Annotated in this window: 20 protein-coding genes; 8 read left to right on the top strand and 12 right to left on the bottom strand. The window is 41.9% G+C overall.

Annotated elements, in window-relative coordinates; genetic code table 11:
* The first annotated feature begins 25 nt into the window (after positions 1 to 25).
* The 4 genes from ACTCNA_RS12275 to folK are packed head-to-tail and all read left to right on the top strand — an operon-like array spanning position 26 to position 1,481.
* The gene (locus tag ACTCNA_RS12275; protein ID WP_462948213.1) at positions 26 to 277 is read left to right on the top strand and encodes an SDR family NAD(P)-dependent oxidoreductase; all 252 of its coding nucleotides are present in this window, start codon (positions 26 to 28) and stop codon (positions 275 to 277) included.
* Entirely contained in the window at positions 264 to 743 is a 480-nt protein-coding gene (locus tag ACTCNA_RS12270; RefSeq protein WP_462948212.1) for an SDR family oxidoreductase, read from the top strand. The genes ACTCNA_RS12275 and ACTCNA_RS12270 overlap by 14 nt, the downstream gene beginning before the upstream one ends.
* 10 nt (positions 744 to 753) lie before the next feature.
* A complete protein-coding gene (locus tag ACTCNA_RS12265; RefSeq protein WP_462948211.1) occupies positions 754 to 1,107 on the top strand; it encodes a dihydroneopterin aldolase in 354 nt (117 codons plus the stop codon).
* Entirely contained in the window at positions 1,107 to 1,481 is a 375-nt protein-coding gene (gene folK, locus ACTCNA_RS12260) for a 2-amino-4-hydroxy-6-hydroxymethyldihydropteridine diphosphokinase (RefSeq protein ID WP_462948210.1), read from the top strand. The genes ACTCNA_RS12265 and folK overlap by 1 nt, the downstream gene beginning before the upstream one ends.
* Here folK and ACTCNA_RS12255 read toward each other — a convergent pair.
* Both ACTCNA_RS12255 and ACTCNA_RS12250 read right to left on the bottom strand, forming a co-directional pair.
* Positions 1,475 to 2,248 carry an HAD family hydrolase gene (locus ACTCNA_RS12255; RefSeq protein ID WP_462948209.1) on the bottom strand — a complete coding sequence of 258 codons (774 nt, stop codon included), beginning with the start codon at positions 2,246 to 2,248 and terminating at the stop codon, positions 1,475 to 1,477. The two genes, folK and ACTCNA_RS12255, sit on opposite strands and share 7 nt — an antisense overlap.
* A gap of 79 nt (positions 2,249 to 2,327) precedes the next feature.
* The gene (locus ACTCNA_RS12250; RefSeq protein WP_462948208.1) at positions 2,328 to 4,850 is read right to left on the bottom strand and encodes a LamG domain-containing protein; all 2,523 of its coding nucleotides are present in this window, start codon (positions 4,848 to 4,850) and stop codon (positions 2,328 to 2,330) included.
* 248 nt (positions 4,851 to 5,098) lie between these two features.
* Here ACTCNA_RS12250 and ACTCNA_RS12245 point away from each other — a divergent pair, with 248 nt between their 5' ends.
* From ACTCNA_RS12245 to ACTCNA_RS12230, 4 genes are read left to right on the top strand one after another with little or no spacing between them, the layout of a single operon-like run.
* A complete protein-coding gene (locus ACTCNA_RS12245) occupies positions 5,099 to 6,436 on the top strand; it encodes a Gfo/Idh/MocA family oxidoreductase (RefSeq protein WP_462948207.1) in 1,338 nt (445 codons plus the stop codon).
* Between the two features lie 11 nt (positions 6,437 to 6,447).
* On the top strand, positions 6,448 to 7,362 hold the full coding sequence (locus tag ACTCNA_RS12240; protein ID WP_462948206.1) for a glycosyltransferase family 2 protein: 915 nt from the start codon (positions 6,448 to 6,450) through the stop codon (positions 7,360 to 7,362).
* A complete protein-coding gene (locus ACTCNA_RS12235; protein ID WP_462948205.1) occupies positions 7,355 to 9,307 on the top strand; it encodes a tetratricopeptide repeat protein in 1,953 nt (650 codons plus the stop codon). The genes ACTCNA_RS12240 and ACTCNA_RS12235 overlap by 8 nt, the downstream gene beginning before the upstream one ends.
* A 27-nt stretch (positions 9,308 to 9,334) precedes the next feature.
* Positions 9,335 to 9,604 (top strand): LPXTG cell wall anchor domain-containing protein, encoded by a 270-nt coding sequence (locus ACTCNA_RS12230; RefSeq protein WP_462948204.1) that lies wholly within the window; start codon positions 9,335 to 9,337, stop codon positions 9,602 to 9,604.
* Positions 9,605 to 9,711: 107 nt separating this feature from the next.
* On the opposite strand, the gene frr is transcribed toward ACTCNA_RS12230, so the two are convergent.
* The 10 genes from frr to ACTCNA_RS12180 form a co-directional block, all read right to left on the bottom strand.
* Complete coding sequence (frr, locus tag ACTCNA_RS12225; RefSeq protein WP_462948203.1) at positions 9,712 to 10,275, bottom strand: ribosome recycling factor; 564 nt, start codon at positions 10,273 to 10,275, stop codon at positions 9,712 to 9,714.
* Positions 10,276 to 10,382: 107 nt separating this feature from the next.
* Positions 10,383 to 11,093 (bottom strand): UMP kinase, encoded by a 711-nt coding sequence (gene pyrH / locus ACTCNA_RS12220; protein ID WP_462948202.1) that lies wholly within the window; start codon positions 11,091 to 11,093, stop codon positions 10,383 to 10,385.
* A 16-nt stretch (positions 11,094 to 11,109) separates the two neighbouring features.
* Positions 11,110 to 12,762, bottom strand: a complete 1,653-nt coding sequence (locus tag ACTCNA_RS12215; protein WP_462948201.1) for an AMP-binding protein — start codon at positions 12,760 to 12,762, stop codon at positions 11,110 to 11,112.
* 35 nt (positions 12,763 to 12,797) lie between these two features.
* Positions 12,798 to 13,367 (bottom strand): helix-turn-helix domain-containing protein, encoded by a 570-nt coding sequence (locus tag ACTCNA_RS12210; RefSeq protein ID WP_462948200.1) that lies wholly within the window; start codon positions 13,365 to 13,367, stop codon positions 12,798 to 12,800.
* Between the two features lie 168 nt (positions 13,368 to 13,535).
* The gene (gene glgP / locus ACTCNA_RS12205; protein ID WP_462948199.1) at positions 13,536 to 16,112 is read right to left on the bottom strand and encodes an alpha-glucan family phosphorylase; all 2,577 of its coding nucleotides are present in this window, start codon (positions 16,110 to 16,112) and stop codon (positions 13,536 to 13,538) included.
* 123 nt (positions 16,113 to 16,235) lie between these two features.
* On the bottom strand, positions 16,236 to 17,564 hold the full coding sequence (locus ACTCNA_RS12200) for a glycoside hydrolase family 57 protein (RefSeq protein ID WP_462948198.1): 1,329 nt from the start codon (positions 17,562 to 17,564) through the stop codon (positions 16,236 to 16,238).
* The gene (locus tag ACTCNA_RS12195; RefSeq protein ID WP_462948197.1) at positions 17,561 to 18,865 is read right to left on the bottom strand and encodes a glycosyltransferase family 4 protein; all 1,305 of its coding nucleotides are present in this window, start codon (positions 18,863 to 18,865) and stop codon (positions 17,561 to 17,563) included. Before ACTCNA_RS12195 ends, ACTCNA_RS12200 begins: the two co-directional genes overlap by 4 nt.
* 11 nt (positions 18,866 to 18,876) lie before the next feature.
* Complete coding sequence (locus ACTCNA_RS12190) at positions 18,877 to 20,823, bottom strand: amylo-alpha-1,6-glucosidase (RefSeq protein WP_462948196.1); 1,947 nt, start codon at positions 20,821 to 20,823, stop codon at positions 18,877 to 18,879.
* Between the two features lie 75 nt (positions 20,824 to 20,898).
* Positions 20,899 to 21,924 carry a GSCFA domain-containing protein gene (locus ACTCNA_RS12185; RefSeq protein WP_462948195.1) on the bottom strand — a complete coding sequence of 342 codons (1,026 nt, stop codon included), beginning with the start codon at positions 21,922 to 21,924 and terminating at the stop codon, positions 20,899 to 20,901.
* Positions 21,925 to 23,943, bottom strand: coding sequence for an alpha amylase C-terminal domain-containing protein (locus ACTCNA_RS12180; RefSeq protein ID WP_462948194.1), 2,019 nt, complete (start codon positions 23,941 to 23,943; stop codon positions 21,925 to 21,927).
* Positions 23,944 to 24,300: the final 357 nt, after the last annotated feature.

Here is a 24,300-nt window from a genome sequence, read left to right as displayed (position 1 = left end):
ATATTTTTATCAAAACGTATTTTGAATGAATAAAACAGCCTTAATAACCGGTGCTTCAAAACGTGTGGGAAAAGCAATTGCTGAACACCTTGCAGGAAAAGGATGGAGTGTGGTAATTCATTTTAATTCTTCAGAAAAACCTGCTCAGGAGCTAAAAGATAACCTGAACAAGAAACTTCCGGGACAAAATTTTGAAACAGTTCAGTCAAACCTGTCTGATGAACAACAGGTTGAAAAGATGATTCCGCAAATTGTTGAAAAATTTGGCAAATTTTAATAATGCCTCGGTTTTTAATCCGGGATACATTTCGGAAACAAACCCCGAACTTTTTAATAGTCAATTAAATGTGAACCTCAAAGCGCCGTTTCTGTTAATTCGCGATTTTGCAAAATACTGCAAAACAGGAAACATCATCAATTTTGTGGATACACGTATTACCACCAACAAATCGAATTTTGCAGCTTATTCGCTTTCTAAAAAAGGATTGTGGGAATTGACCAAAATGGCTGCACTGGAGTTTGCACCCGAAATAAGGGTGAATGCCATTGCGCCGGGAGTTACGCTGCCACCCGGGGACAAAGATGAGGAGTACCTTTGGAATCTGGCCAAAAACATCCCCATGAAAAAGCCGGGAGGTTTGGAACCTATTCTTAAAAGTATCGATTATATTCTGGGAAATGACCACCTGACCGGGCAACTTTTGTTTGCCGACGGTGGTGAAAATTTGGGGCAAAACGCTTAATGAATTGAATATGGCAAAAATAAAAGTCAAAAACCTGCTGCTGCGAACCTACATCGGCTTCAATCCTGATGAGTTGGTAAACAAGCAGGATGTGATCATCAATTTTGAAATAGAGACTGAAATTTCAAAAAAAGTAATGGAAGCCGATGAACCGGTGGACATTCTCGATTATAAAACCACTACCAAAAGGGTGATTAAGTTGGTTCAGGAAGGGCGATTCAAGCTGCTCGAAGTACTGACCCAGAAAATCCTCGGCCTCATTATGGAAGATGAAAAAGTGAAACGGGCCAGGGTAGAAGTAGATAAACCGCACGCGCTGCGTTTTGCAGAGTCGGTAGCAGTAGAAATGGAAAGCAGTCGGTAATGAACACCTCAATAATCAGCATCGGCTCAAATATCAATGCCGAAACCAACATTTCCAAAATGCTCGAAATTTTGGGAGGAGAGGTGGAAATTTTAAAGGTTTCGTCACTGCTTAAAACAAAACCCATAGGCATTGAAAATCAACCTGATTTCACTAACGGTGTTGTAAAAATCAGAACTTCACGAAGTAAAAAGGACTTAAAATTTCTGTTAAAAGAGATTGAAGATCAGTTGGGTCGCAACCGAAAAGAGCCAAAATTCGGGCCGCGCACAATGGATCTCGATATTGTAGTGTGGAATGGCGAGATTGTGGATGATGATTATTACACCCGCGGTTTTCTGCGTCAATCAATTGATGAAATTGGGGGCTACTGATTTTCTTTGAATAGATTGTTTAATCCTGTCAGGCCATGAATTTCTTCCAAATCTTCAACCACTGCATCAGCGCCGTTTTTGCGTAGTTCTTCCGTATTATCTTCGCGGGCAATTCCCAGCGTCAAACCAAAATTCCCTTTTGCCCCGGCCTGAACACCGGAAACAGCATCTTCAACAATAATTGAATTTTCGGGTGTGCTTCCCAGTATTTCGCAGGCTTTGGTAAAAATATCGGGTTCCGGTTTCCCGTTTAACCCAAGCTCTGCAGAAACAACTCCATCAACACGGGCACCAAAATATTTTTCAAGACCAACAGCTTCCAGCACAGCTTTGCAGTTTTTGCTCGATGATGCCACGCCCAGTTTAATTCCTGCCCGGAAAAGTTCTTCAATCAACTCAACTGTTGACGGGTAAGTTTCAGCGCCTTCATTTTTCAGCACTTCCATGAACGTTTCATTTTTCTGGTTTCCCAGCCCGCAAACCGTTTCTTTTCCGGCATCATCCTCCGGGCTTCCCCACGGAATGTCAATGTCGCGGGACTTAAGAAATGAGGCTACTCCGTCGTAGCGGGGTTTGCCGTCAACATATTTCAGGTAATCTTTCTGTGTAAATTCGTTAAACGGCTCGTCGTATTTTATTTTCCTCATTTTGAGGTAGTTGTCGAACATTTTTTTCCATGCTGCCGAGTGTGTTTTTGCCGTTTTGGTAATAACCCCGTCCAGGTCAAAAACTACTGATTCAAATTCCGGTTCCATTTGTTGATTCATAAAATTTTTGCAGTATAAATATACAATTCAAGGTTGGCAGATGCTAATAAATTTCAAGTTTTATTGAATAGTTCCGGAATCAGGTCTGATTAAACTGGTTCTGAAAATGCCGGATAAATTGCTGAAAATCCATCGGATACTTTTCGCCAAGCGTTTCATGGTATTTTGTGCAGAATGATCCGAAATGAAATTTTGCAAGGTGGCTGTTTTTATTCTGCTGAAAGATCCATATTTGCAGGTAAGTGGCTTCCTCATTCAGTTCATCGTATTCCAGGATTCGCCGGGCAATGGCATCAATAAGTTCCGGTTTATTCTCTTTTTTGTAAACAGCTGCCAGTTTTAACAGGTTGTCAATTACCTGGTTACCGGTAAATCCACGTATCTCATCGAGCCAGGGCCAGTTGGTGCCTTTCAGGAAACGTCCTTTTTTCACCAGCATAAAAAAAGTTTCAAGTTGTTGCTTGTCCATTCCTGCTGTGGTTTGGCAAAGTTTGAACGCTTTTTCATAGTCGCAGAAGAAAGGTTCAGTCGTTCCCAAAATTAAAAATCCGTTGGATGAAACTATTTTGGCTCCGTCCATTTTTGCCAGTATTTTTCGCAGTTTGTTCAATGTAACCGCCCGGTTATTGGTGACTTTCTTTGCCGGCAAACCCGGCCACAGTTGCTCGTTAATTTCAGAAACAGAAGCGCCGTTTTGGTTTTTCAATGTGCCAAAAAGTATAACCAGAAACAGCTCTTTTATTTTCGAAGTAAATAGCCGGGTGATATCGTTTCCTTCTTTATCAATTGCCTTGAAACTGCCAAAAAGATTAATCTGGTTGGGATCGTTTTTATCCGGAAGAAGTGTTGATGAATGGTGCTTGTTGGTTCTTGATTTTCTGAAAATCAGCATAAAAACGATAACTAAAAGAACCAGTCCGGCGAATATAAAAATGAAAAGCTGCTTATCTGACTGAAGAAAACCTGATTGTGAATTTTCATCCTGAATTAAAATTAACTCGTCGAGCGCCAGCCGGTTGATTTCTTCTGAACCAAGCGGCCTGTCCCAAAAGTATAAATTATCGATGTAACCGCGCAGGCTGGCACCTTGCGAAAGCGCGCTGCCAAGATGGATATCACCCGTGCCTGAAAAAGGCGGATGCCCGGTGGAACTTCCAATATTTCTCCCGTTCAGAAAGATGGCCTGCTCGCCGGTTTCAATAATGTAGCGCCATGCCAGATGGTACCAAATGTTTGGTTTTAGTTTTACATCAGCAATAAAATCGTTGGCCCACAGCCCGAAGTAGGGATTTCCGGATCGTAAAATAAGATGCAGCCCCCGCCGGTATTCACTTTCGTAATTTCCAAGAATGGCATTGTCGCCGTAATCCAGAATTTCATTAAATTTTACATAACAACCAACAGTAAAGCTACTGTTACGCAACCCGTAATTTTCAGGGGGGCCAAGGTTCACGCTTGCATTTTCATGAAGTTTGAGTACGGTTCCGCGTCCAATATCCTGGGTGAAAGTATAGTTTTCGCCAGTGAAAGTGGTTTCCGGGTTTATGGTATCTCTGATTACACCATCAAAACGAAAACCGCTTACCAGGCCATCGCCAAGCTGAAGTGGCGTTGCTGTAATGGTGTAATTTTCAGGTATTTCCATTTCGCTGGTTACAATAATATTTTGGGGCGACATTTCGTAGCCGGGAGCAAAAGGAGAAATTGAAATTTCTTCTCCACCCCTGAACGGGAAACTGAAGCGACCACCGGTAACGGCAACGTCGGGGCTACGCCAATAGACTTTGTCCATAATTTTTCCTGCTACCTGAACAGTGCCGTTTACCCAAACGAAAGACGCTAATTGCGAAATGATAAAGTCGAAGTTAAAAATGTCTTCACCCACAAAAATAAAATTGGGGCGTTTCCCGAATTTTGTCCAGTTTTCGAGCAGAAAGTTGATGTAATCTGGAACCAGGTTACGGCTTTGACTGCTCGGGGGAGTTTGTGTTGGCAGCTCCTGGAATTCATCAACAATAAAAAGCTCATGGTTTATTTCGTTGTTCCGGATATTGTAGGAACTGGAACCGATGAAATTTCCGGCTGAAATTTTCAAGGCGTAATTTTCAGTATTGTGAAGTATCCGGCTTTGATTCTCAATTTTACCGGAAACGAAAAAGAGTACCCGGCGATTGGCCTGAATCAAGTATTCGAGTGAAGGCCAGGCTTCGCCGCGCGGCAAATGAAAAATATAATCTGCTACCGCCGACTGCTGGATAATTGAGTCGAGCAATTGTGAGTCTCCGTCATAATGGAGGAAAACCGGAATCAGCTTTGACGAATCATTGGCAGCCATTGAGTAAATCTGGTCCAGAATAATGTCAAACTTTTGGGTACTCCCGCGGATAATAACTTCATTATTTTTTTTCGTTAATCCTGTTTCAATGCCGGTTTGATTATTGGAATGAATAAAATTCCAAAATTGTTGGTTGTTTACATTCGAAGCGTTTATTTCGGCAATAAGAAAAGAGGTCTCGGTAAATTCCCTTGCATCAGCTTTTGGACTGAATGATAAAAAGCTGACAACAAACAACCAAAGCAGGTATTTAATTCTGAAATACATCAAATGATTTATTCATTATTAATTTTCAAACCTACTTAATTTTTTTGTAATTTTCATTAATGAAAATGATTTTCTGTGCAATTATTCAAAATAATAGTAATTATTGAATATTTTTTATAGTGCATTAAATCAATATTTTATATATGTTGTTAATGTAAAATTAATCAGTTGCTAATTGGTTTTTTGGTTGTTCGTTAAGCATATACTAAGTACAGCGGGTTATACTTGTATTTTAGATTATAGCTGCAATGGAGAACAATAGAATTTCGCGACGGGGATTTTTGGGTAAATCAGCACTTTTGGGAGCGGCAGGTTTTGCCGGATTAAGTGCAGTTAGCTCTTGCAGTAAATCTAATAAAGTTGACTACCAATTTCCGCCACTCCATGAAAAAGCACCTGACGGGCAACGTTTGCGTGCCGGTTTAATTGGGTGTGGAAACAGGGGAACCGGTGCTGTACTAAATTTTCTTTCAGCCGGGAACGATTTGGAACTTGTTTCTTTAGCAGATATTTTTGAGGACAAATTACAGGAGTGTCGGAATAAATTACGAAAGCATCATATTCAGGTGTCTGATAATAATTGTTTTAGTGGTTTTGATGCTTTCAGGAAATTGCTCGAAGTTGATTTGGATGTGGTAATTCTTGCCACACCTCCACACTTCAGGCCACTTCATTTTGAAGCCGCCATTGAAGCTGGCAAACATGTCTTTATGGAGAAACCTGCTGCTGTTGACCCGTTTGGTGTTCACCAGGTTATTGCAACATCAGAAAAAGCTGTTGAAAAGGGATTGACTGTTATTACGGGAACCCAGCGCAGGCATCAGCGCGATTACCTGGAAACCTACCGAAAAGTGGCCGCGGGTGCGATTGGCGGAATTACTTCGGCAAAGGCATGGTGGCTGAGGCCGCACAGCTGGTTTCGAACACGACATGAGAACTGGAGCGACATGGAATATATGATCCGTAACTGGAATAATTTTTGCTGGTTGAGTGGCGACCATTTTCTCGATACGCATATTCATAATATTGATGTGGTGAACTGGTTTTTGGGCCGCCACCCTGAAAGGGCAATGGGATTTGGAGGACGCGTTCATCGCATGACGGGTGATCAATATGACTTTTTCAGTGTTGATTTCGATTTTGGAAACGGAGTGTCGTCACACAGCATGTCGCGCGAAATTGATGGATGTGCCAATTCGCTTGGCGAACTTATTACGGGGACAGAAGGTTTTACAAATTGCAAAAACACGATATTTAATCCGGATGGTACAATCAAATGGCAGTATCAATATCCTGAAAATAATGATGGTACATCTGTCGGAGTTGTTAAAGTTTCGCCTTATGTGCAGGAACACATTCATCTGGTAACAGCTATCAGAATGAATGAACCTGTTGTTGAATCCCGGCGGATGGCTGAATCTTCCCTGACAGCAATTATGGGGCGTACCGCTGCTTATACCGGGCAAAAAATTACGTGGGAAGAAATGATCCAATCAAACGATCGGCTGGGGCCTGATAATTATGAAATGGGACCGGTGGAAATGGATTTTCCTGTGCCGGTGCCCGGAGAAAAAATTAAAATTTAAAACCGCAAGTTATGATATCTGTCGTTATCCCATTATTGAATGAAGAACAACTTGTTGAGCGGTTGCTCGATGAAGTTTTTCAATCACTGGAGCAAACAAACGAGAATTTTGAAGTCGTTTGTGTAAATGACGGAAGCACAGATTCAACTTTGCAAAAGCTTATTGAAATCAGGGAACAAAGAGAAGAACTGAAAATTATTTCACTCTCACGGAATTTTGGGTTACAGGCGGCATTAACAGCTGGTTTGGAATATGCCCGGGGCGACAACACTATAATTATGGATGGCGATTTTCAGGATCCGCCAGAACTGATCCCGGTGCTATTAAATAAAATGAAAACTACCGGTGCCGATATTGTTACTGCTGTGCGTGAATCGCGCAACGAGAAATACTCAAAAAAACTTTACATCAATATTTTTCACCGGATTTTTGATAAAATGTCAGAAGAACAGCAGGTTGCAAAAACAGGTAATTTTTGTATTATAAATAAAAAGGCGCATAAGGCAATACTTCAGTTTACCGAGCACAACCGTTACCTGCCAGGGATACGCAACTTTATAGGTTTTAAACATGAGTTTGTGTTATACGATCGGCCTGATCGGCTGGTGGGTGAGGCTAAAATGAGCCGGGAAAAATTGTTTTCGCTGGCCGCCGATGCCATTTACTCTTTTTCCAAATGGCCAATAAAAGCCTGTTTGTATCTCGGAATTCTCGGCGTATTTATTTTTCTGGGGGCAATAATTTACACTTTCGTATCAAAATTTTTGGGTTTTGCACCTATTGGATGGTCTTCCATGTTTTTGGCCATCAGCTTTTTTGGTTCGGTACAACTTACTTTTCTGGGGTTAATTGGCGAATATGTTTACCGCATTTTTAAAGAAGTGCAGGGACGCCCACTTTATCTTGTTCAGGAGGTTTATGAATAAAGGGTTACACATATTTTCGGCACAAAAGGGTTTTGTGTTAATTCTGGCCTTTGCGGCTATTCTGCTGGCATTTTTAGCACCAAAAGCTGCCGTAAATGTGGACGAACAGCTCCATCACCCACACGCCAGGAAAGTGGTTAACTGGTATTTTACGTTGGGTGAAGATCGTTCATGCCTCGACACCCCAAAATCGAATCTCAAATATTACGGGCAGTCGGTTGATAATTTTACTGCATTGATAAACAGGGTGTTCCGAATTGAAAATGAATTTCTGACCAGGCATTTTACCGGTGCACTCTTTTTCTGGTTATTGCTATTGTTTTCAGGAATGCTTGCCAGGGAAGTAACAGGCTCATATCAAGTTGCTACCTTAACTGTACTCACATTACTACTGATGCCCCGGCTTTTTGGTCAGGCGTTTGGAAACCTGAAGGACATTCCCTTTGCTACAGGATACACGGCCGGTGTATTCATGATAATTCAGTTTTTAAAAGAGATGCCACGCCCCCGCTGGAGAACTGCTGTTTTCCTCGGCCTGGCCATCGCCTTTACCGTTTCGGTGCGGGCAGGTGGTTTTATCCTGTTTGGATACCTGGCGCTGGGCATTTTCACCTGTTTATTTTGGAAGCCTTTTTACCTAAATAGTGTTTCAACTAAACCCGTTTTTGTTAGGCTAATGGGCCAGGGAACAGTAATTCTTTTTATTGGCTATTTTGCCGGATTGCTGTTTTGGCCCTTTGCCTTGCAAAACGTATTTTCTCATCCGCTGGAGAGTCTGACCCTAATGGAGCATTACAGTGTGAACATCCGGCAGATTTTTGAGGGAGAACTTACCTGGAGTACACAATTACCCTGGTACTATTTACCCAAATGGTTACTCATTTCTACTCCGGAATTTATAATGGTCGGATTGTTGCTTTCTTTGTTTTTTGTCACCCGTGAATTTATTGATAGAAATAATAGTAGTGAAAATCATTTTCATACAATTTTTATACTTTTTGTTTTTGTCTTCCCGGTTGTTTACGTTATTGCAATTGGTTCAAACCTGTACAGCGGAATAAGGCAAATGTTGTTTATACTTCCATTTATAGGAATACTGGCAGCTATTGGGATTTGGAAGTTTGTTCAATGGTTGGCAGACACCAATAAAAAATTAGTTATTCCGTCAATTACAATATTAATTGTTTTGGCTTTTTTACCTGTTAAACACCAGGCGGCTACTTTCCCGGCCGATTATGTGTATTTCAATTCAATATCAGGCGGCAACAAAAAGGCCTGGAGCAATTATGAATACGATTACTATTTTCATGGCATAAAAGAACCGGCACACTATTTGATTAATTTGGCAGGCAACGATGATATTAAGGTGGTAATGAATTGTACCCTGACGAACTATTTCAGCGCATACCCTAATATCGAAGTTGATTATTCCCGTTATTTGGAGCGGAGTTCGAAAGACTGGGATTATGCCGTTTTCGGCATCAATTATATTCACCCACATTTGCTGAAAAACGATAAGTGGCAAACTGCTGAAATTATTAAAACATTTTATCACAGGGGAAATCCTTTGGCTGTGGTATTGAAGCGTGCTGACAAAAATGATTTTTATGGAATTGAAGCGATTAAAAAAGGGGATTTTATTAAAGGGCAGGAATTAATTAAATCTTCTTTGCAAAATAATCCGGATAATGTGTGGTTATATGTACAACTTGCAAAGGTGAACTTGCTGGCCGGTAATGGCAGTGAGTTTAAAAAATACCTTAATGAAGGCAAAACAATTCACCCTTTTTATGAACCGCTTTTTATGTTGGAAGCCCAGTATTATTATAATGAAGGGCAGTATGAGAAATCGATGAATATTTTAAAAGAATTGTTTGAAATAAATCCTTTGTATCCGAATGCACGGGCATTGAAAAATGATATTGAAAGCAAGAAATTACATTGAAAAGTTTAACTGAAATTATTTGAGACAATGGAAAAAATTAAAAAAGTTATTGCAACATTAACTGGTGTTTTGTTAAGCATCCCCTACAGGCTGATGGCACAGGATGAAGGCAGCTACATTGAAAATTTGGGAGTACAGGATAGTTCATACATGGAAGAGGGGAATCCAATTCCCCTGGGGTCAGCGTCAGCAACTGAGCAAGCTTCCGGTTCAGGTAATACGGCAATAATTATTGTTGTTGCTGTTATAGTAATTGCGGCAGTTGTATTTTTTATTCTCCGGAAGAAGAAAAAGTAATGTGGTTTGGTGAAAAATTTGGCATAAAAAAAAGGCAGCTTCAATAAGCTGCCTCAAAGCCATGAAAACAATTAAACAATGTTCAGAAAACAGAAAACTATAAACAATTAAATAGTCATAATATCTTTTTCTTTAGCTTCCACTAAAGCATCTACTTTCTTTCCGTGTTCATCGGTAATTTGTTGAACTTCCTCCTCGGCATCTTTCTCCAAATCTTCCGACAAACCGTCTTTCAGCATTTTTTTCAGTTGCTCTTTGGCATCCTTACGTGCCGTGCGGATACTTACTTTTGCCGTTTCACCCTCCTGGCTAACTTGTTTTACAAGTTGTTTCCTTCTTTCTTCAGTAAGTGCCGGAATGTTTATCCTGATAATTTCGCCGTTGTTGTCAGGGTTAAAACCAAGATTGGCCGCCAGAATAGCTTTTTCAATGACCGGAATTAAATTTTTCTCCCAGGGTTGAATAGCAACAGTTCGTGCATCGGGTGTGCTCACATTTGATACCTGGTTGAGTGGAGTCATTGTTCCGTAATATTCAACCATGATTCCATCAAGCATCGAAGGTGAAGCTTTTCCTGCCCTGATGTGCACCAATTCCTTCTCCAGGTGCTTAATTGCAGCATCCATTCTTTCTTTACATTCTTCTAAAACAAAATTTACTTCTTCTTGCATTGGTCAAGCACTGATTTTCCAACCGTGGATTGTTAGCAAATATAGAAAAAAATAAAAGAACCGAAAATTTTTTGAATTTTTTTTATTCTTTAAAATCAAGTAAAATGTCACTTGTACACGATGGTACCAATTGGTTCCCCGCTGATTACCTTTTTAAGATTCCCTTTTTTATCCATATTGAATACCAAAACAGGCAGATTATTTTCCCTGCATAAAGCAGTGGCAGTGAGGTCCATTACTTTGAGGTTTTTGGCATAAACCTCATCAAAACTAATTTCATCAAAACGGGTTGCATTCGCATCTTTTTCCGGATCGGCTGAATAGACCCCGTCAACACGGGTGCCTTTAAACATGATTTCAGCTTCGGTTTCAATTGCACGCAAAGCACTGGCTGTATCGGTTGTGAAATATGGATTTCCGGTTCCGCCTGCTATAATTGTAACCTCGCCCTTTTCGAGTGATTCAATGGCTTTTTCTTTTGTGTAGTACTCGCCAACCGGTTCCATTCTGATGGAAGTAAGAACACGTGCTTTAACTCCAATACTTTTCAGTGCAGAGCTAAGTGCCAGGCTGTTAATAATAGTAGCCAGCATGCCCATCTGGTCGCCTTTTACCCTGTCGAATCCTTTGGCAGAGCCGCTCAATCCGCGGAAAATATTACCACCGCCAATTACAATTCCGGTTTGGACACCCATTTTCGTTATTTCTGAAATTTGTTCAGCGTATTCACTCAGGCGTGTTTCGTCGATGCCGTATTTTTGGGGCCCCATTAATGATTCGCCACTAAGTTTTAACAGGATTCTTTTGTATTTTACCATTGGTATGTAAAGTTGATTATTTTATTTCAATCCCTTTGTCTTTGCAGATTTTTGCCCCCAGCTCGCCGAGTTTGAATTTTTGAATTTTACCACTCGCGGTCATCGGAAATTCATCCACAAAAAACACGTATTTTGGGGTTTTAAACCTTGCAATCTGTCCGCGGCAAAAATCGAAAATATCTTCTTCTGAAAGCGACTGGCCTTCTTTAACTTTAATAAAAGCTGCCACTTCTTCGCCATATTTTGGACTGGGAATTCCTGCCACTTCCACTGTTTCAATTTGTGGCATGTTGTAAAGAAAGTTTTCTATTTCGCGCGGGTAAATGTTTTCCCCACCGCGAATAATCATGTCTTTTATGCGTCCGGTAATCCGGTAAAATCCGTCTTTGGTTTTTACGGCCAAGTCGCCCGAGTGCAGCCATCCCTCGCTGTCGATTGCTTTTTTTGTGGCTTCTTCGTTTTTGTAATAACCTTTCATTACATTATAGCCCCGGCAGCAAATTTCGCCCTGTTCTTCAATGCCGCATTCTTCGCCGGTTTCAGGATTTACAATTTTAACTTCCACATTGGGATATTCAAAACCAACGGTAGTTGAGCGTACTTCGGGCGAGTTGTGCGTGCGGGTTGCTGTCATTCCCGGAGATGATTCGGTTTGCCCGTAAACGATAATCACATCCTTCATGTTCATTTTTGTCATTACCTGCTTCATGGTTTCGATGGGGCAGGGAGCCCCGGCCATAATCCCGGTGCGCAGCGAACTTAAATCGAACATGTCGAACATGGGATGATTGAGTTCGGCAATGAACATGGTTGGCACGCCATGCAAAGCTGTGCATTTTTCTTTTTGAACTGAAGCCAGCACCATAACCGGATCAAAATCTTCGGTGAAAACCATGGTGGCTCCGTGTGTAATTATCGCGGAGAGTCCCAAAACACTGCCAAAGCAGTGAAACATAGGAACACATACCAGCAAACGCTCGTTTGAAGTAAATTTTTGGCATTGGCCGGTGGCATAACCGTTATTTATAATATTGTGGTGCGAAAGCATTACTCCCTTGGGAAAGCCGGTTGTGCCCGAGGTGTATTGCATATTAATAACATCGTGGCAGTTGAGCGACTCTTTTATGGTTTCCAAATCGAGGTCGTCAACATGATTGCCCAGCAGAATCAATTCATTTGTGTTGAACATTCCGCGGTGTTTTTGCTGACCGATAAATACCACATTTTTAAGTTCGGGAAACCGGGAACTTTTTATTTCGCCACGGGGCTGATTTTTGAGTTCGGGCACCAGTTTAAATATCATTTCCACGTAATCGCTGTCGCGGAACCCGTCAATCAGAAACAGGGTGTTTATGTCGGCATCTTTCAGCAAATATTCCAGTTCCGATAACTTGTAATTAGTATTGATGGTAACCAGAACAGCGCCAATTTTAGCGGTTGCAAACATCACCGTTGTCCAGTCGGGAACATTTTTGGCCCAGATGCCAACTTTGTCGCCCGGCCTCACGCCAATGTACAGCAGCCCTTTGGCCATAGCATCAACCCGATCGTTAAATTGTTTGTAGGTAAACCGTAAGTCCCTGTCGGGATAAACAATGAATTCCTTGTCGGGAGTTTCAAAAGCCCATTTTTCCAGAATGTCGCCGAGCGTATAATCAAGTAGTTGCATGAGTTTTCGTTCAGAATAGTTGATAAAAAAGAAAATTAAACCGGTGTGTAAACTACTGCCAGAATTTTTGCCGGCTGTTTTCCGGCTGCGTGTACATTGTGTGCTACAACCGAATCGAGGTAAATGGTATCACCTTTATTTATCCGGTACAATTCTTTCCCGTAGTTAATTTCAATGCTGCCTTCCAGCACGTAGATAAATTCTTCGCCCTCGTGGGTCGAGAGTTTATAATCCGATTCTTTCGAAGGTTCAATTTCAACAATAAAAGGCTCCATGTGCCTGCCTGCTTTATCCTGGGCCAGCGAGAAAAAGTTCAGGTGTTCGCGGGTCGATTCATCTTTTGTTGAAAAGCTGTGGCTTTTTTTCTCGTCTCCGGCTTTCACAATCACGGGGCCCACCTGGTCCTGATCGTCGAGGAAGGTACCAATGCGAACTCCCAATGCCCTCGATATTTTAATGAGGTGCCCCAGTGAAGGGAATGCCCCTTTTTCCTCGATTTCTTCAAGTTGACTAATATCGAGATTGGCGTTTAATGCCAGATCCTCTCTTGAAATTTGTCTGAATTCGCGGAACTGTTTTATTTTTTCACCAAGATTTTTTTTCATCTCCATCTGATTTTTTTAAAAACAAAAGTAAGAGTTTGAACAGGAATGTAAAAATAAAATCTGTTTTCGGATAAAATTCAAATAAATTGTAAAATCTTTTTCAGTAAAGATTTCAGATTGAAAAACGGACAAAAAAAAGGTACCTCGAGTGAGGCACCTTTCCGTTTGTTATAACCATTTAACGTAGTTAAAGTCTTGTTTATGCGGCAATCCTTCGTTTTTAGGATATAACCTGAGGCCGTAGTTGAACGACCCCGGATGCACCGGATGAAAGTTGAGTTTAAAACTGCATAAGGAACCGTTGCATTCTTCAACCTCAAAATTAAATGTTTCAACAATGCGTGGTGGTTCTTCTGTGCCATTTTCGGTAATTACCATTTCGAGTCCCACTTCATTGCTCGAGAGGCCTTTTAAGTCGAGTTCAACCTTAAAGGGGTATTCCTGGCCCACTTTCATGATGTCTTTGATACCGTTGCTGGTGTCAGAATACTTAATCTCAATTGAGTCCCAAACAGCGCTTACTTTTTGTTTCCATGCAGCCATTTCCTTTGCCCATTTGAAATTTTCTTTATTAATGCTGGTTGCGCGTGCCAGCTGAGGTTTATAGTACCTTTCGTGGTAATCCTGCATCATCCTTCCGGTAGTAAATTTCGGAGCTACCTGCGCTATGGTGTTTTTAATGTAGTCGATCCATTCCACAGGAATGTCCTCTTCGTTGCGGTCGTAAAAAATGCGGGTAATTTCATCTTCAAAAATGCCATAAATAGTTTGTGCATCGAGTTCATCCTGAAAATCCTGCACATCGTAAGCCCGTTCTGCAGGCAATGCCCAGCCTGCATTTTCCTGGTAGCCTTCAACCCACCATCCGTCGAGCACCGAGAAATGGAGTGTGCCGTTCATTACTCCTTTTTGGCCGCTGGTGCCGGAAGCTTCCAGCGGGCGGGTTGGCGTATTCAGCCAAACATCGACACCCTGCAGCAACATTTTTGCCAGGTTGATGTCGTAATTCTGAACAAACAGGATTTTACCCCTGAACTCGGGCCGTTTTGAAATTTCAACAATGTGTTTAATTAAATCCTGGCCCGCTTTGTCAGCCGGGTGTGCTTTCCCTGCAAAAATAAACTGCACCGGTTTTTCAGGGTTATTTACAATTTTTGATAAACGTTCCAGGTTTCTGAACAGCAGGTAACCCCTTTTATAAGTGGCAAACCTGCGTGCAAAACCAATGGTAAGTGCATTTGGATCGAGTTTGCCCAGTACTTCGGTGACGAGTTGCGGATTTTCGTTGCGTTTAATCCAGTTGTCAGAAAAACGTTCTTTAATGTAGTTGATTAACCTTGTGCGGAGTGTTTTTCTGATTTCCCATATTTTTTCGTCGGGCACGCGGTAAATTTTATCCCACACATCAAAATCGAGTTGGTTTTGAGGGAATTCGGGACCAAAATATTCTTTGTGGATGTTTTTCCATTCCTGTGCTGTCCATGTGGAATAATGCACTCCGTTGGTGACGTACCCAATTTCGAGTTCTTCTTCCAGGAACCCCGGGTACAGTGGTTTTAAAACGGTTTTGCTAACATCGCCGTGCAGCTTGCTCACACCGTTTATTCCCTGCGAGAGATTACAGGCCAGGTAACTCATGTTGAAATGGTCTTCTTCCGGGGTTGCTTTTCCCAGGAGGATAAATTCTTCCCAGCTGAGTCCTGTTTTATTGTAGTACCCCTCCATATAGTATTTAAACAAATCGTCGTGGAAGGAGTCGTGGCCGGCAGGAACCGGTGTGTGTGTGGTGAATATGGTTGATGCGCGTACCACCTCTTTGGCTTCAGCAAAATTTAATCCATGCTTTTCAATGATATTGGAAATCCGTTCGAGACCAATAAATGCGGCATGGCCTTCGTTGCAATGGTAAATTTCAGAATTGTAGCCCAGCGCATTCAGGGCTTTAATTCCGCCCATTCCCAGAAGCATTTCCTGTTTTAGCCTGTTTTCGTAATTGCCGCCATACAAATGGTGGGTTACCGAGCGGTCTTCTTCCTGGTTTTCAGGAAGATCGGCATCGAGCAATAAAAGTTTTACCGAGCCGATATTCACCTGCCAGATTTTTGCAAATAGTTGGCGACCGGGGTAATCGATACTTATTTTAACCCATTCGTTATTTTCGTTGAGAACGGGGTTTATCGGTATTTTGGAGAAATTCTGGAATTCGTAATTTGCCATTTGTTCCCCATGCAGGTTAAGGGCCTGCTTAAAATATCCATAGCGGTACAGCAGTCCAACACCTACCATGTTAACTTTCATGTCGCTGGCCTCTTTCAGGTAGTCGCCGGCCAGCATACCCAATCCACCGGAGTAAATTTTCAGCGAATCGTGCAGTCCGTATTCCATGCTGAAATAGGCAATTTGCGGGCTTCCCAAATCTTTTCGTTCTTCAAGGTATTGCCTGAAATCGCCATAAACTTTTTCCATCCTGGAAATAAAGCCTGGGTCTTTTTCCAGTTCCTTAAATCGCTTGTAACTTACCTGATCGAGTAGCACAACCGGGTTGTGGTCGCACTCATCCCAGGTTTCATTATCGATGAAGCTGAACAGCTCCCTTGCTTCGGTATTCCAAACCCACCAAAGGTTTTTGGATATTTCGCGAAGTGGGGATAATTTTTCGGGAAGGTGTGATTTTACTATTATTTTTTTCCAAACCGGTGTGTTATTTTGTTGGTTTGGATACGTGTTTGCTTTTTCTGTCTTCATGTTAAAAATTTGTTTTATATTTTTCTTTTCGGGCTGCAAAAATACACATTTATTTTGTTGTGAAGGGGGGCTGAAAGTTAATTTGGAATGAGTGATAATATGTTCATTTTCAATATTGTTAAATTACTTCTTTTTTTGCGTTGTTTTTTTTCTTGTACGTGGTTTCTGCAGGCGTGCCAGTTGTTTTTCCAGCCTGGTTATTTTTTCATCTTTTTCGTTAATAATTTTATGCAAGGCTGCAATTTTCTGCTCCTGTTCATTTTCCGGAAACACCGAATTTAGTCTGATTTTGAAGTCGCTGAGTACATTCATGTAATTAATAAATGCTTCGTATGGCGACTCGAATGGATTGAGATAGCTGTGCACTTCGCCACTGGAAAATAACTTGGTTGACATGTAATAAAAGTGATCGCTCACCTGCAAATAGTTCCAGTCTTTACTTAATTCTGCATCGGTGCATCTTGCCATTCGCGGGCTCAGCTCATACAATTTATCAAATGCTTCTTTTTGCATTTCGTTGCCGAGCCAGGCCGTGAGATCGCGCTCTTCGTCGGCCCACGAAATAGGGTGGGGAACGCTAACTACCGAAACGGGTTGCACTTCTGCCAACACTTCGGTGGGTGTGGCAAATTTTAGTTCGGGGTGTTTAACTATTCCCCGGGCAAGGTGTTCGAAAAAATCGAATATGCCGCTCTCTTTGGGCTGCCGGCCTCCCAGCGATTCGTAGCTTAAAAACAGGTTGACCACCTCCTCTTTCCGGTTCAGCTGAGTGAGCCAGCCAATAAATTTTTCTGCAGTGAGCGGATATTCCGACCAGTTGCTGTTTGAAAAGCGAAATGAGATATCGTCACTGAGTTTGTAGTTGCGCATGAACACTTTCAGGCGCGGATTGGCGGCATTTACATACAGGAAGTTGGGGCTTTTCCATCCCAAAACATGGCGGGCACCTTCGGTAAGCATGGCTTTGTAACCCATTTTGGCCACGCGATCTCCGATTTCGTCGGAATAGATCATTTCCGTATTCCTGAAAACTTTGGGTTTTTGTCCGAACAGTTCGAAAATTTTCTGTTCGTGCTGTTTTACCTCCTGCTCAAAAATGGTTTTGTCTTTTAATGCTGAAAGTGAATGTGAGTAGGTTTCCGATAAAAACTCCACACAGCCTGTTTTTGCCAGCTTCTGGAAAGATTCAAGAACCTCGGGGGCATAAAGCTGAAATTGGTCCAGCGCAGTGCCGGTAACCGAAAAAGCCACTTTAAATTTACCTTCCAGCTCGCCGGCCAGTTTTAACAGAAGCTCATTGGCCGGCAGATAACTGGTTTCGGCCACTTTGCGGAGTATGGTTTCGTTGGCATAATCGTCGTAATAATAGTGGTCGTTGCCAATATCGAAAAACCGGTACCGGCGGTACCTGAAGGGTTGGTGAACCTGGAAAAACAGCGCTATTGACTTCATACTTTAACTTTTGATTTAATTAACACGTCTCTGTAGATTTTTCTTACCTGCCGGGCCGAATTATCCCATTTCATTTTACCAGCTTCTGTTTTACCCTCCTTTTTAAGATATTTCGACATGGAAGGATATTTCAACAGTCCATAAATCGAATCGGCCATTGCGTAAGTGTCCCAGAAATCAATTTTAATGGCATGGTCCAGGATTTCGGAAACACCCGACTGATTTGAAATGATTACCGGAACGCCGGCCTGCATGGCTTCGAGCGGCACAATCCCAAATGGCTCAGAAACAGATGGCATAACGCAAACATCGGATAAGCGAAATATTTCAGCAACAGCATCTTCTTTTAAAAAGCCGGTGAAATGAAACTTATCGGCAATTCCCAGTTCGGCTACGCGTTTAATCATGGTTGTCATTTTATCGCCGCTGCCTGCCATTACAAAACGCACATTCTCCATTTTTTTTAGCACCAGGTAGGCAGCTTCAACAAAATATTCCGGGCCTTTTTGCATGGTGATGCGCCCCAAAAAAGTCACAATTTTTTCATTTTCGTTTTTCCTGAAATTCAAGGTGTTTTTTTTCGGGGAGGAATCTACCGCATTGTAAACGACTTCAATTTTTTCGGGTGGAATACTGTATTTTTCAATAATGGTTTTGCGTGTTAAATTGCTTACGGCAATTATTTTGTCGGCCATTTCCATGCCTTCGCGCTCAATGGAGTAAACCACGGGGTTTACGTTTCCGCCGCTGCGGTCGAACTCGGTGGCATGTACATGAATTATCAGTGGTTTGCCTGTTTTGTTTTTGGACGCAATGCCGGCAGGGTACGTTAGCCAATCGTGTGAGTGAATCAGATCAAAAGTGTTTTCGGTGGCGATAATTTCTGCCACGAGCGCGTAATTTTTAATTTCTTCAATTAACCCATCGCCATATTTTCCGCTGAAGTTTATTTTGAAACCATTATCGGTTTGTACGAATTTTGTTTTTGCCGGAAACCTTTTTTTCTTGAGTTCCCAGAACTCTTCTTCGCTCTTGTAGGGAACAATATCAGATTTAATTTCAATAGTTTCCATTTTTTTCTGCGTGCCTTCAAATTCAATTTGTGTTTTTGAAACAGGCACGGTATTGGCGCCTTTCAGCTTGATTACCGACTGGTTTTCGTCGCCAAACATTCTGGGAACCACAAAAAGCACATCGATGTTTTTCAGGCCTGCCAGGCCTTTGGTCAGTCCGTAACAGGCTGTTCCCAATCCTCCTGAAATATGTGGCGGGAATTCCCACCCAAACATTAAAACTTTCATGCCCCAATAATTTATACTTTATAGTTCTGCACCAAATCAATAGCGTAATATACACCTGCCACGTTCCATGCCTGCGAAATGGCTCCTTTGGCATTGTGTGGCGGGTTTCCGTCATACATTTCCGAAAGGGTTCCAATGCAGTGTTCTGTCATTTCTTCTTCAAAAAACTCCATGAACTGTTTTACAAATGGCAAGCCTCCTGCCTGGTGAATGTCCAGGTAAGCTTCAACAAAAAATGGCATTAACCACGGCCAAACTGCTCCCTGGTGGATTGCGGCTTCGCGTTCCTCGGGGCTTCCGGAAACCGAACCTTTATATCGTAAATGGTCGGGCGACAAACTACGTAGTCCTCTTTTGGTCAGCAATTTCTTTTTGGCCACACTCAGCACCAGCTTTTTTTGTTCTTTCGATAATGGTGAAAAAGGCATTGCCGCTGCAATTACCATATTTGGGCGAATGGCCCAGTCGGTGCTTTTGTTACGTACTACATCGGCAAGGTGATTATGTTCTTTGTTCCAGAAAGTTTTCAGAAAAGCAGCTCCAATTTTTCCGGGCATTTTTTCCCATTGTTTAATGAACTCATTGTCGCCTGCTGTTTTTGCGAGTTCAAGGGCAAAGCATACGGCATTGTACCACAGTGCGTTGGTTTCCACTGTTAACCCGTCGCGCTGAACTACCGGCACGCCATGTACGTGTGAATTCATCCATGTCAGTGCTGTGTTTTCTTTTTCGGCGTAAATCAAACCGTCGGGTGTGATGGATAAAAACAGAGGAGAGGAGGTGTTGTAATTTTCCAGAATTTCTTTGATGGCAGGGCCGTATTTATCCCAGATTGCGGTTAGTTTTTTATGGTTTTTTGCATATTGCTGAATGGCCCAGATAAACCACAATGACACATCCGCAGAGTTATAGGTGTGTATTTTTTCGTGAATGAAATCGGGGAACAAACCGTTATTCAGGTAGTTTGTGTAAGTGTCCAGCACTTCTTCGTACAGCTGGTTGTTGTTTTGTGCCAGTGCCAACCCGGGGAGCGAAATAAAAGTTTGACGGGTGATGCTGTTATACCACGGAAATCCAGCAATTATATCGGTAGAATTTTTTTTGTTCACAATAAACTGTTCGGCGGCATTTCTTAATGAACTGGCAAAAGTGTAGCGGCGGGTGCGTTTTTTTAGTTCACTTGTAAAACGCTGCTTCAGCGAAACCGGATTTAATGCTTCTGTTCCGGCAGAAAAAACCACGCAATCTCCTTCATTCAAATTCAATTCAAAATAACCCGGCACAAACAAATCTTCCAGAAAATCATAACCACGAATCAGTTCTTTATAATATTCCACATCGAAATACCAGTCAGGTACATGTACATACTCCGGCGGCTGGCTGAACTGCATAAAAAGATCGGGGTAACCCTCATAAAGTTTGGCGCTGATTCCATTTTCCACATTCTGATACCTTGAATTGGCAAACATATTTGCTTTGCTCAGCGCATGAATATTGCGGAATGCGAGAAATGGCCTGAACCGGAAAGTGGTTTCCTCCGGAGCTTTTTCAACGGTGTACCTGATGAGCACCTGCCTCTTTTTTTCCACAAGAATTCGCTCAACAATTAAAACCATAGCCCCAATCCGGTAAGTGATTTTCGGAATGTGATCGAATTCGATATTGCGTATGTATTTATGACCTTTTGGATAGTAAACGCCTCCTTTATAGCGGTGAATTCCCAGGTTGAACTCCTCTTTCCCCTGAACCAGGCTGACATCGAGCGACGAAAGAAGCACATGTTTTTCTCCGCCAAAATTGTCGATGGGGCAAACCAGCAGCCCATGGTACTTCCGGGTATTACAACCGTTCAGTGTGGTACTGATGTAAGAGCCCGCCCTGTTTGAGCGCAATATTTCGCGATCCATTGAATATTCGAGGTTAATTAACTGTTCTTTGTCAAATTTGAGGTAGCTCATAATGCAATTAAATGTTAATGATACAACATTTTGCAGAACGTGATAAATTCTGCAAACAAAGTTAGGTAGTTTGATTCAAATTTGGTTTCTGCCTTTTTCAATTTCATCAATTTGATCAGAAAAATATTTTTCCTCTAACGCTAAATTAAGATAAGGCTTTTCTTTTTGCATTTTCTGAACTTTTGCCAGACTTTGTTTAAAAAACCCGAAGCTCTCTTTTGTAAACTTATTAAACGGTTTATGGTTCACCGCGTTGGTGAATTTTTGCACTTCTTCCGATGTTTTTATCGAATTTTTATCAATCAGCGCGGTTTGAAATTTATCCCAGATGTGTTTTACGGCCACGTCGGTTAAATGAATCATGTCTTCGGCATAAAACCGGTAATCGCGCAGTTCGTCCATCACAATTTCATAAGCCGGGAAGTAGCCACAGTTTTCGTTATTCTGACTTTTTAGAATTTGGTCGATTGCAAGCGCCAGCGTGGCTTTGCTTCGTTGATTTTCAATTGCTCCGTCTTTCCGGTGGCGAATCGGGCTCACCGTGAAAATGATTTTAACTCCCGGGTTTACTTGCCGTATTTTTTGAATGATTTCCTGGTAAATTTCAGAAATTTCATTAACTGTCAACCTGAAACGTCTGAATTCTTTGGCCGGTATTTTATGGCAATTCGAAACTGTTTGTTGGGTTTGCAAATATTCATACACCCAGGCTGTACCGAAAGTGATAAACAGAAAATCGGCTTCTTTCAGGATTTGCGAAGAAGCTTCAATTCGGTCATTAATGTTTTTGAGGGCTTTTAAGGCATCTGCCGATGAAAACCGGCTATGATGAAAAAAGCTGTGCCACAGTCCGTCGTGCTGAATCAGGTCGGTTTTTTCGAAGTGTTTTTTCTGAAGTAAAAACTCCAGTGCATGTGCCACCGACACCGGGTTGTACAAAATTCCAAACGGGTTGACATCCACATTGTATTTCAATGAAGCCATCCGGGTTCCCACATTTTCGGTGAAACAGGAACCCAAAAAAATATTTGATTTTTGATAGCCCGTTTTCCATGGAAATTCCGGAATAGCGACTTCAGTTTGAAATTTTGAGGCGTTCATCTATTTAGCTTTTTTGAAATCAATTCGTTTTAAAACCAGGGCTGTTCTTGCGGGCAGGTACAACCGCAAATAATGCTGGCTGGTGCTGCCTCCGCTTGGTAAGGTGTAATAGGGAATGTCTTCATCCACCAAATCGTTACCACCAAACCGGCCCGAATCGGTATTTAACTGAACGATATATTTACCGGGACCAAGCGGAATTCCATAATCGGTAAACGACTGGGTTGGGTTGAAGTTAAAAACGAACAAAAACAGTCCGCGATGGTAAGCCAGCACTTTGTCGGGTTTGTTTTCCATCACAAAATCAACCGATGGAATTGTTAGTAAATTGTGCTCCCGGATAAATGAAATTAATTCTTTATCAAAATCATACAGCCAGTGGTATTTTAGTTCAGGATTTTCCGAAATGCTCCACAAACGCCGGCAGTGTTTAAACGACCAGCCATTTCCTTCGCGTGGAAAATCGATCCACTCCGGGTGCCCAAATTCATTGCCCATAAAATTGAGGTAGGCGCCACCGGCAGTGGTGGCGGTAATCAACCGTATCATTTTATGCAGTGCAATACCGCGGTCCACAATCATGTTGGGCTGGTCTTTGCGCATGCTGTAATACATTTCTTTATCGATGAGGCGGAAAATAATAGTTTTGTCGCCCACAAGCGCCTGGTCGTGCGATTCGACGTAACTCACTACTTTTTCATCCATCCGTTTGGAAGTCAGTTGGTGGAATATGTTACCCACATCCCACTCATCATCCGATTTTTCCTTGATGGTTTTAATCCAGTAATCGGGCACGCCCATCGCCATCCGGTAATCGAACCCGATTCCGCCGTGCGATTGTGGCACTGCCAGCCCGGGCAATCCACTCATATCTTCGGCAATTGAAATGGAGTGCGCCTTGATTTCTTTAATTACCTTGTTGGCAAGGGCCAAATAAGTAGTCCCTTCAAAATCGAGGTTGGGACTGTAATAATCGTCGTAACTACTAAACGCTTTCCCGAGGCCATGATCGAAATACAACATGCTGGTTACGCCGTCGAAACGAAATCCGTCGAACTGAAATTCTTCGAGCCAGTATTTCAGATTGGACAGCAAAAAGTGAACGACTTCGTTTTTGCCGTAGTTAAAACAATAAGAGTCCCACGCCGGGTGCTCGCCTTTCGGTCCTTCGTGAAAAAACTGGTAGCGCGTTCCATCATATCTTCCCAAACCTTCCACTTCATTTTTAACCGCGTGTGAATGAACAATATCCATAATTACCGCCATCCCCATTCCATGTGCTTCATCCACAAGTTGCTTCAGTTCGTAAGGAGTTCCAAAGCGCGATGATGGCGCAAAAAAGCTGGAAACATGGTAGCCAAAACTTCCGTAATACGGGTGTTCCGGGATGGCCATCAGTTGAATGGTGTTGTAGCCATTGGCTTTTATTTTTGACAGCATCGTTTCCCTGAATTCATTGTAGGTATGCACACGTTCTTCTTCGCCTGCCATCCCGATGTGGGCTTCGTAAATCAGCGGTGGTTCACCTGTTCCCGGAAAACTTGTGTTTTTCCACTGATACGGCTCATCGGGCGCCCAAACTTTGGCATTGAACATATGGGTTTCCGGGTCCTGGACAACATAGTGTGCCCATGCCGGAATTCGCTTTCCATAATCAACCGCCCAGTGCATCGACAGCGCATACAAATCGCCGTGCTGAAGTGCGTCTTTGCCAAGTTGCAATTCCCACACTCCGTTTTCCAGTGGATGAAAACTGTATTTTTTTTGCTCTTCCCACTCATTAAATGTTCCGATTAAAAAAATATGTGTAGCGTTGGGCGCCCATTCACGAATAACCCACCCGCGGGGTGTTTTGTGCAAACCAAAAAAGAGATGCCCGCTTGCAAATTCATATAAAGTAGAATTTCCGGTGAGTTCTTTTTCTTTTTCTTCGGTGAATTTAATACGATTGATGATGGCATTTGAATAAGGTTCCAGCCATTTGTCATCTTTTATAAGTTGTGGTAATTTTTGTGTCATATTGTTTTTTCATAAAGATAAGAATCACCGGAGAATGTTGAAGCAAATTGAATGAAAAAATGAGAAATGATATAAATTCCCGGTAATCAGGTAAATCTTAAAAATATTTAAAATCATACAGGAAGTCCATAAAAAAAAATTAAATTGTTTGAATTAGGTATTTTGTCAATAAATCAAAAATAGCTAAGTTAGGGAAAAATGGAGTAAGAAATGGAAAACAAATTATTGCTTAAATGCGTAGTTTAATAAATAAATTTTATACTAATGAACAGCCGATCCAAAAAGATAAGACTTGGAATTTTTATCATGATCAGTTCCGCCCTGCTTTTGTTTCTGGTCGTATATTTTACAGCAAGG

The organism is Tangfeifania sp. (assembly GCF_055108615.1).
The sequence above is the reverse complement of the archived record's forward strand: the minus strand, read 5'-3'. Positions and strand labels throughout refer to the sequence as shown.

Excerpts from the sequence above, each read along its gene's own strand:
- ACTCNA_RS12275 (WP_462948213.1), top strand. The coding sequence starts at position 26 with ATGAATAAAACAGCCTTAATAACCGGTGCTTCAAAACGTGTGGGAAAA.
- ACTCNA_RS12265 (WP_462948211.1), top strand. The coding sequence starts at position 754 with ATGGCAAAAATAAAAGTCAAAAACCTGCTGCTGCGAACCTACATCGGC.
- folK (WP_462948210.1), top strand. The coding sequence starts at position 1,107 with ATGAACACCTCAATAATCAGCATCGGCTCAAATATCAATGCCGAAACC.
- ACTCNA_RS12255 (WP_462948209.1), bottom strand. The coding sequence starts at position 2,248 with ATGAATCAACAAATGGAACCGGAATTTGAATCAGTAGTTTTTGACCTG.
- ACTCNA_RS12250 (WP_462948208.1), bottom strand. The coding sequence starts at position 4,850 with ATGTATTTCAGAATTAAATACCTGCTTTGGTTGTTTGTTGTCAGCTTT.
- ACTCNA_RS12245 (WP_462948207.1), top strand. The coding sequence starts at position 5,099 with ATGGAGAACAATAGAATTTCGCGACGGGGATTTTTGGGTAAATCAGCA.
- ACTCNA_RS12240 (WP_462948206.1), top strand. The coding sequence starts at position 6,448 with ATGATATCTGTCGTTATCCCATTATTGAATGAAGAACAACTTGTTGAG.
- ACTCNA_RS12235 (WP_462948205.1), top strand. The coding sequence starts at position 7,355 with ATGAATAAAGGGTTACACATATTTTCGGCACAAAAGGGTTTTGTGTTA.
- ACTCNA_RS12230 (WP_462948204.1), top strand. The coding sequence starts at position 9,335 with ATGGAAAAAATTAAAAAAGTTATTGCAACATTAACTGGTGTTTTGTTA.
- frr (WP_462948203.1), bottom strand. The coding sequence starts at position 10,275 with ATGCAAGAAGAAGTAAATTTTGTTTTAGAAGAATGTAAAGAAAGAATG.
- pyrH (WP_462948202.1), bottom strand. The coding sequence starts at position 11,093 with ATGGTAAAATACAAAAGAATCCTGTTAAAACTTAGTGGCGAATCATTA.
- ACTCNA_RS12215 (WP_462948201.1), bottom strand. The coding sequence starts at position 12,762 with ATGCAACTACTTGATTATACGCTCGGCGACATTCTGGAAAAATGGGCT.
- ACTCNA_RS12210 (WP_462948200.1), bottom strand. The coding sequence starts at position 13,367 with ATGAAAAAAAATCTTGGTGAAAAAATAAAACAGTTCCGCGAATTCAGA.
- glgP (WP_462948199.1), bottom strand. The coding sequence starts at position 16,112 with ATGAAGACAGAAAAAGCAAACACGTATCCAAACCAACAAAATAACACA.
- ACTCNA_RS12200 (WP_462948198.1), bottom strand. The coding sequence starts at position 17,564 with ATGAAGTCAATAGCGCTGTTTTTCCAGGTTCACCAACCCTTCAGGTAC.
- ACTCNA_RS12195 (WP_462948197.1), bottom strand. The coding sequence starts at position 18,865 with ATGAAAGTTTTAATGTTTGGGTGGGAATTCCCGCCACATATTTCAGGA.
- ACTCNA_RS12190 (WP_462948196.1), bottom strand. The coding sequence starts at position 20,823 with ATGAGCTACCTCAAATTTGACAAAGAACAGTTAATTAACCTCGAATAT.
- ACTCNA_RS12185 (WP_462948195.1), bottom strand. The coding sequence starts at position 21,924 with ATGAACGCCTCAAAATTTCAAACTGAAGTCGCTATTCCGGAATTTCCA.
- ACTCNA_RS12180 (WP_462948194.1), bottom strand. The coding sequence starts at position 23,943 with ATGACACAAAAATTACCACAACTTATAAAAGATGACAAATGGCTGGAA.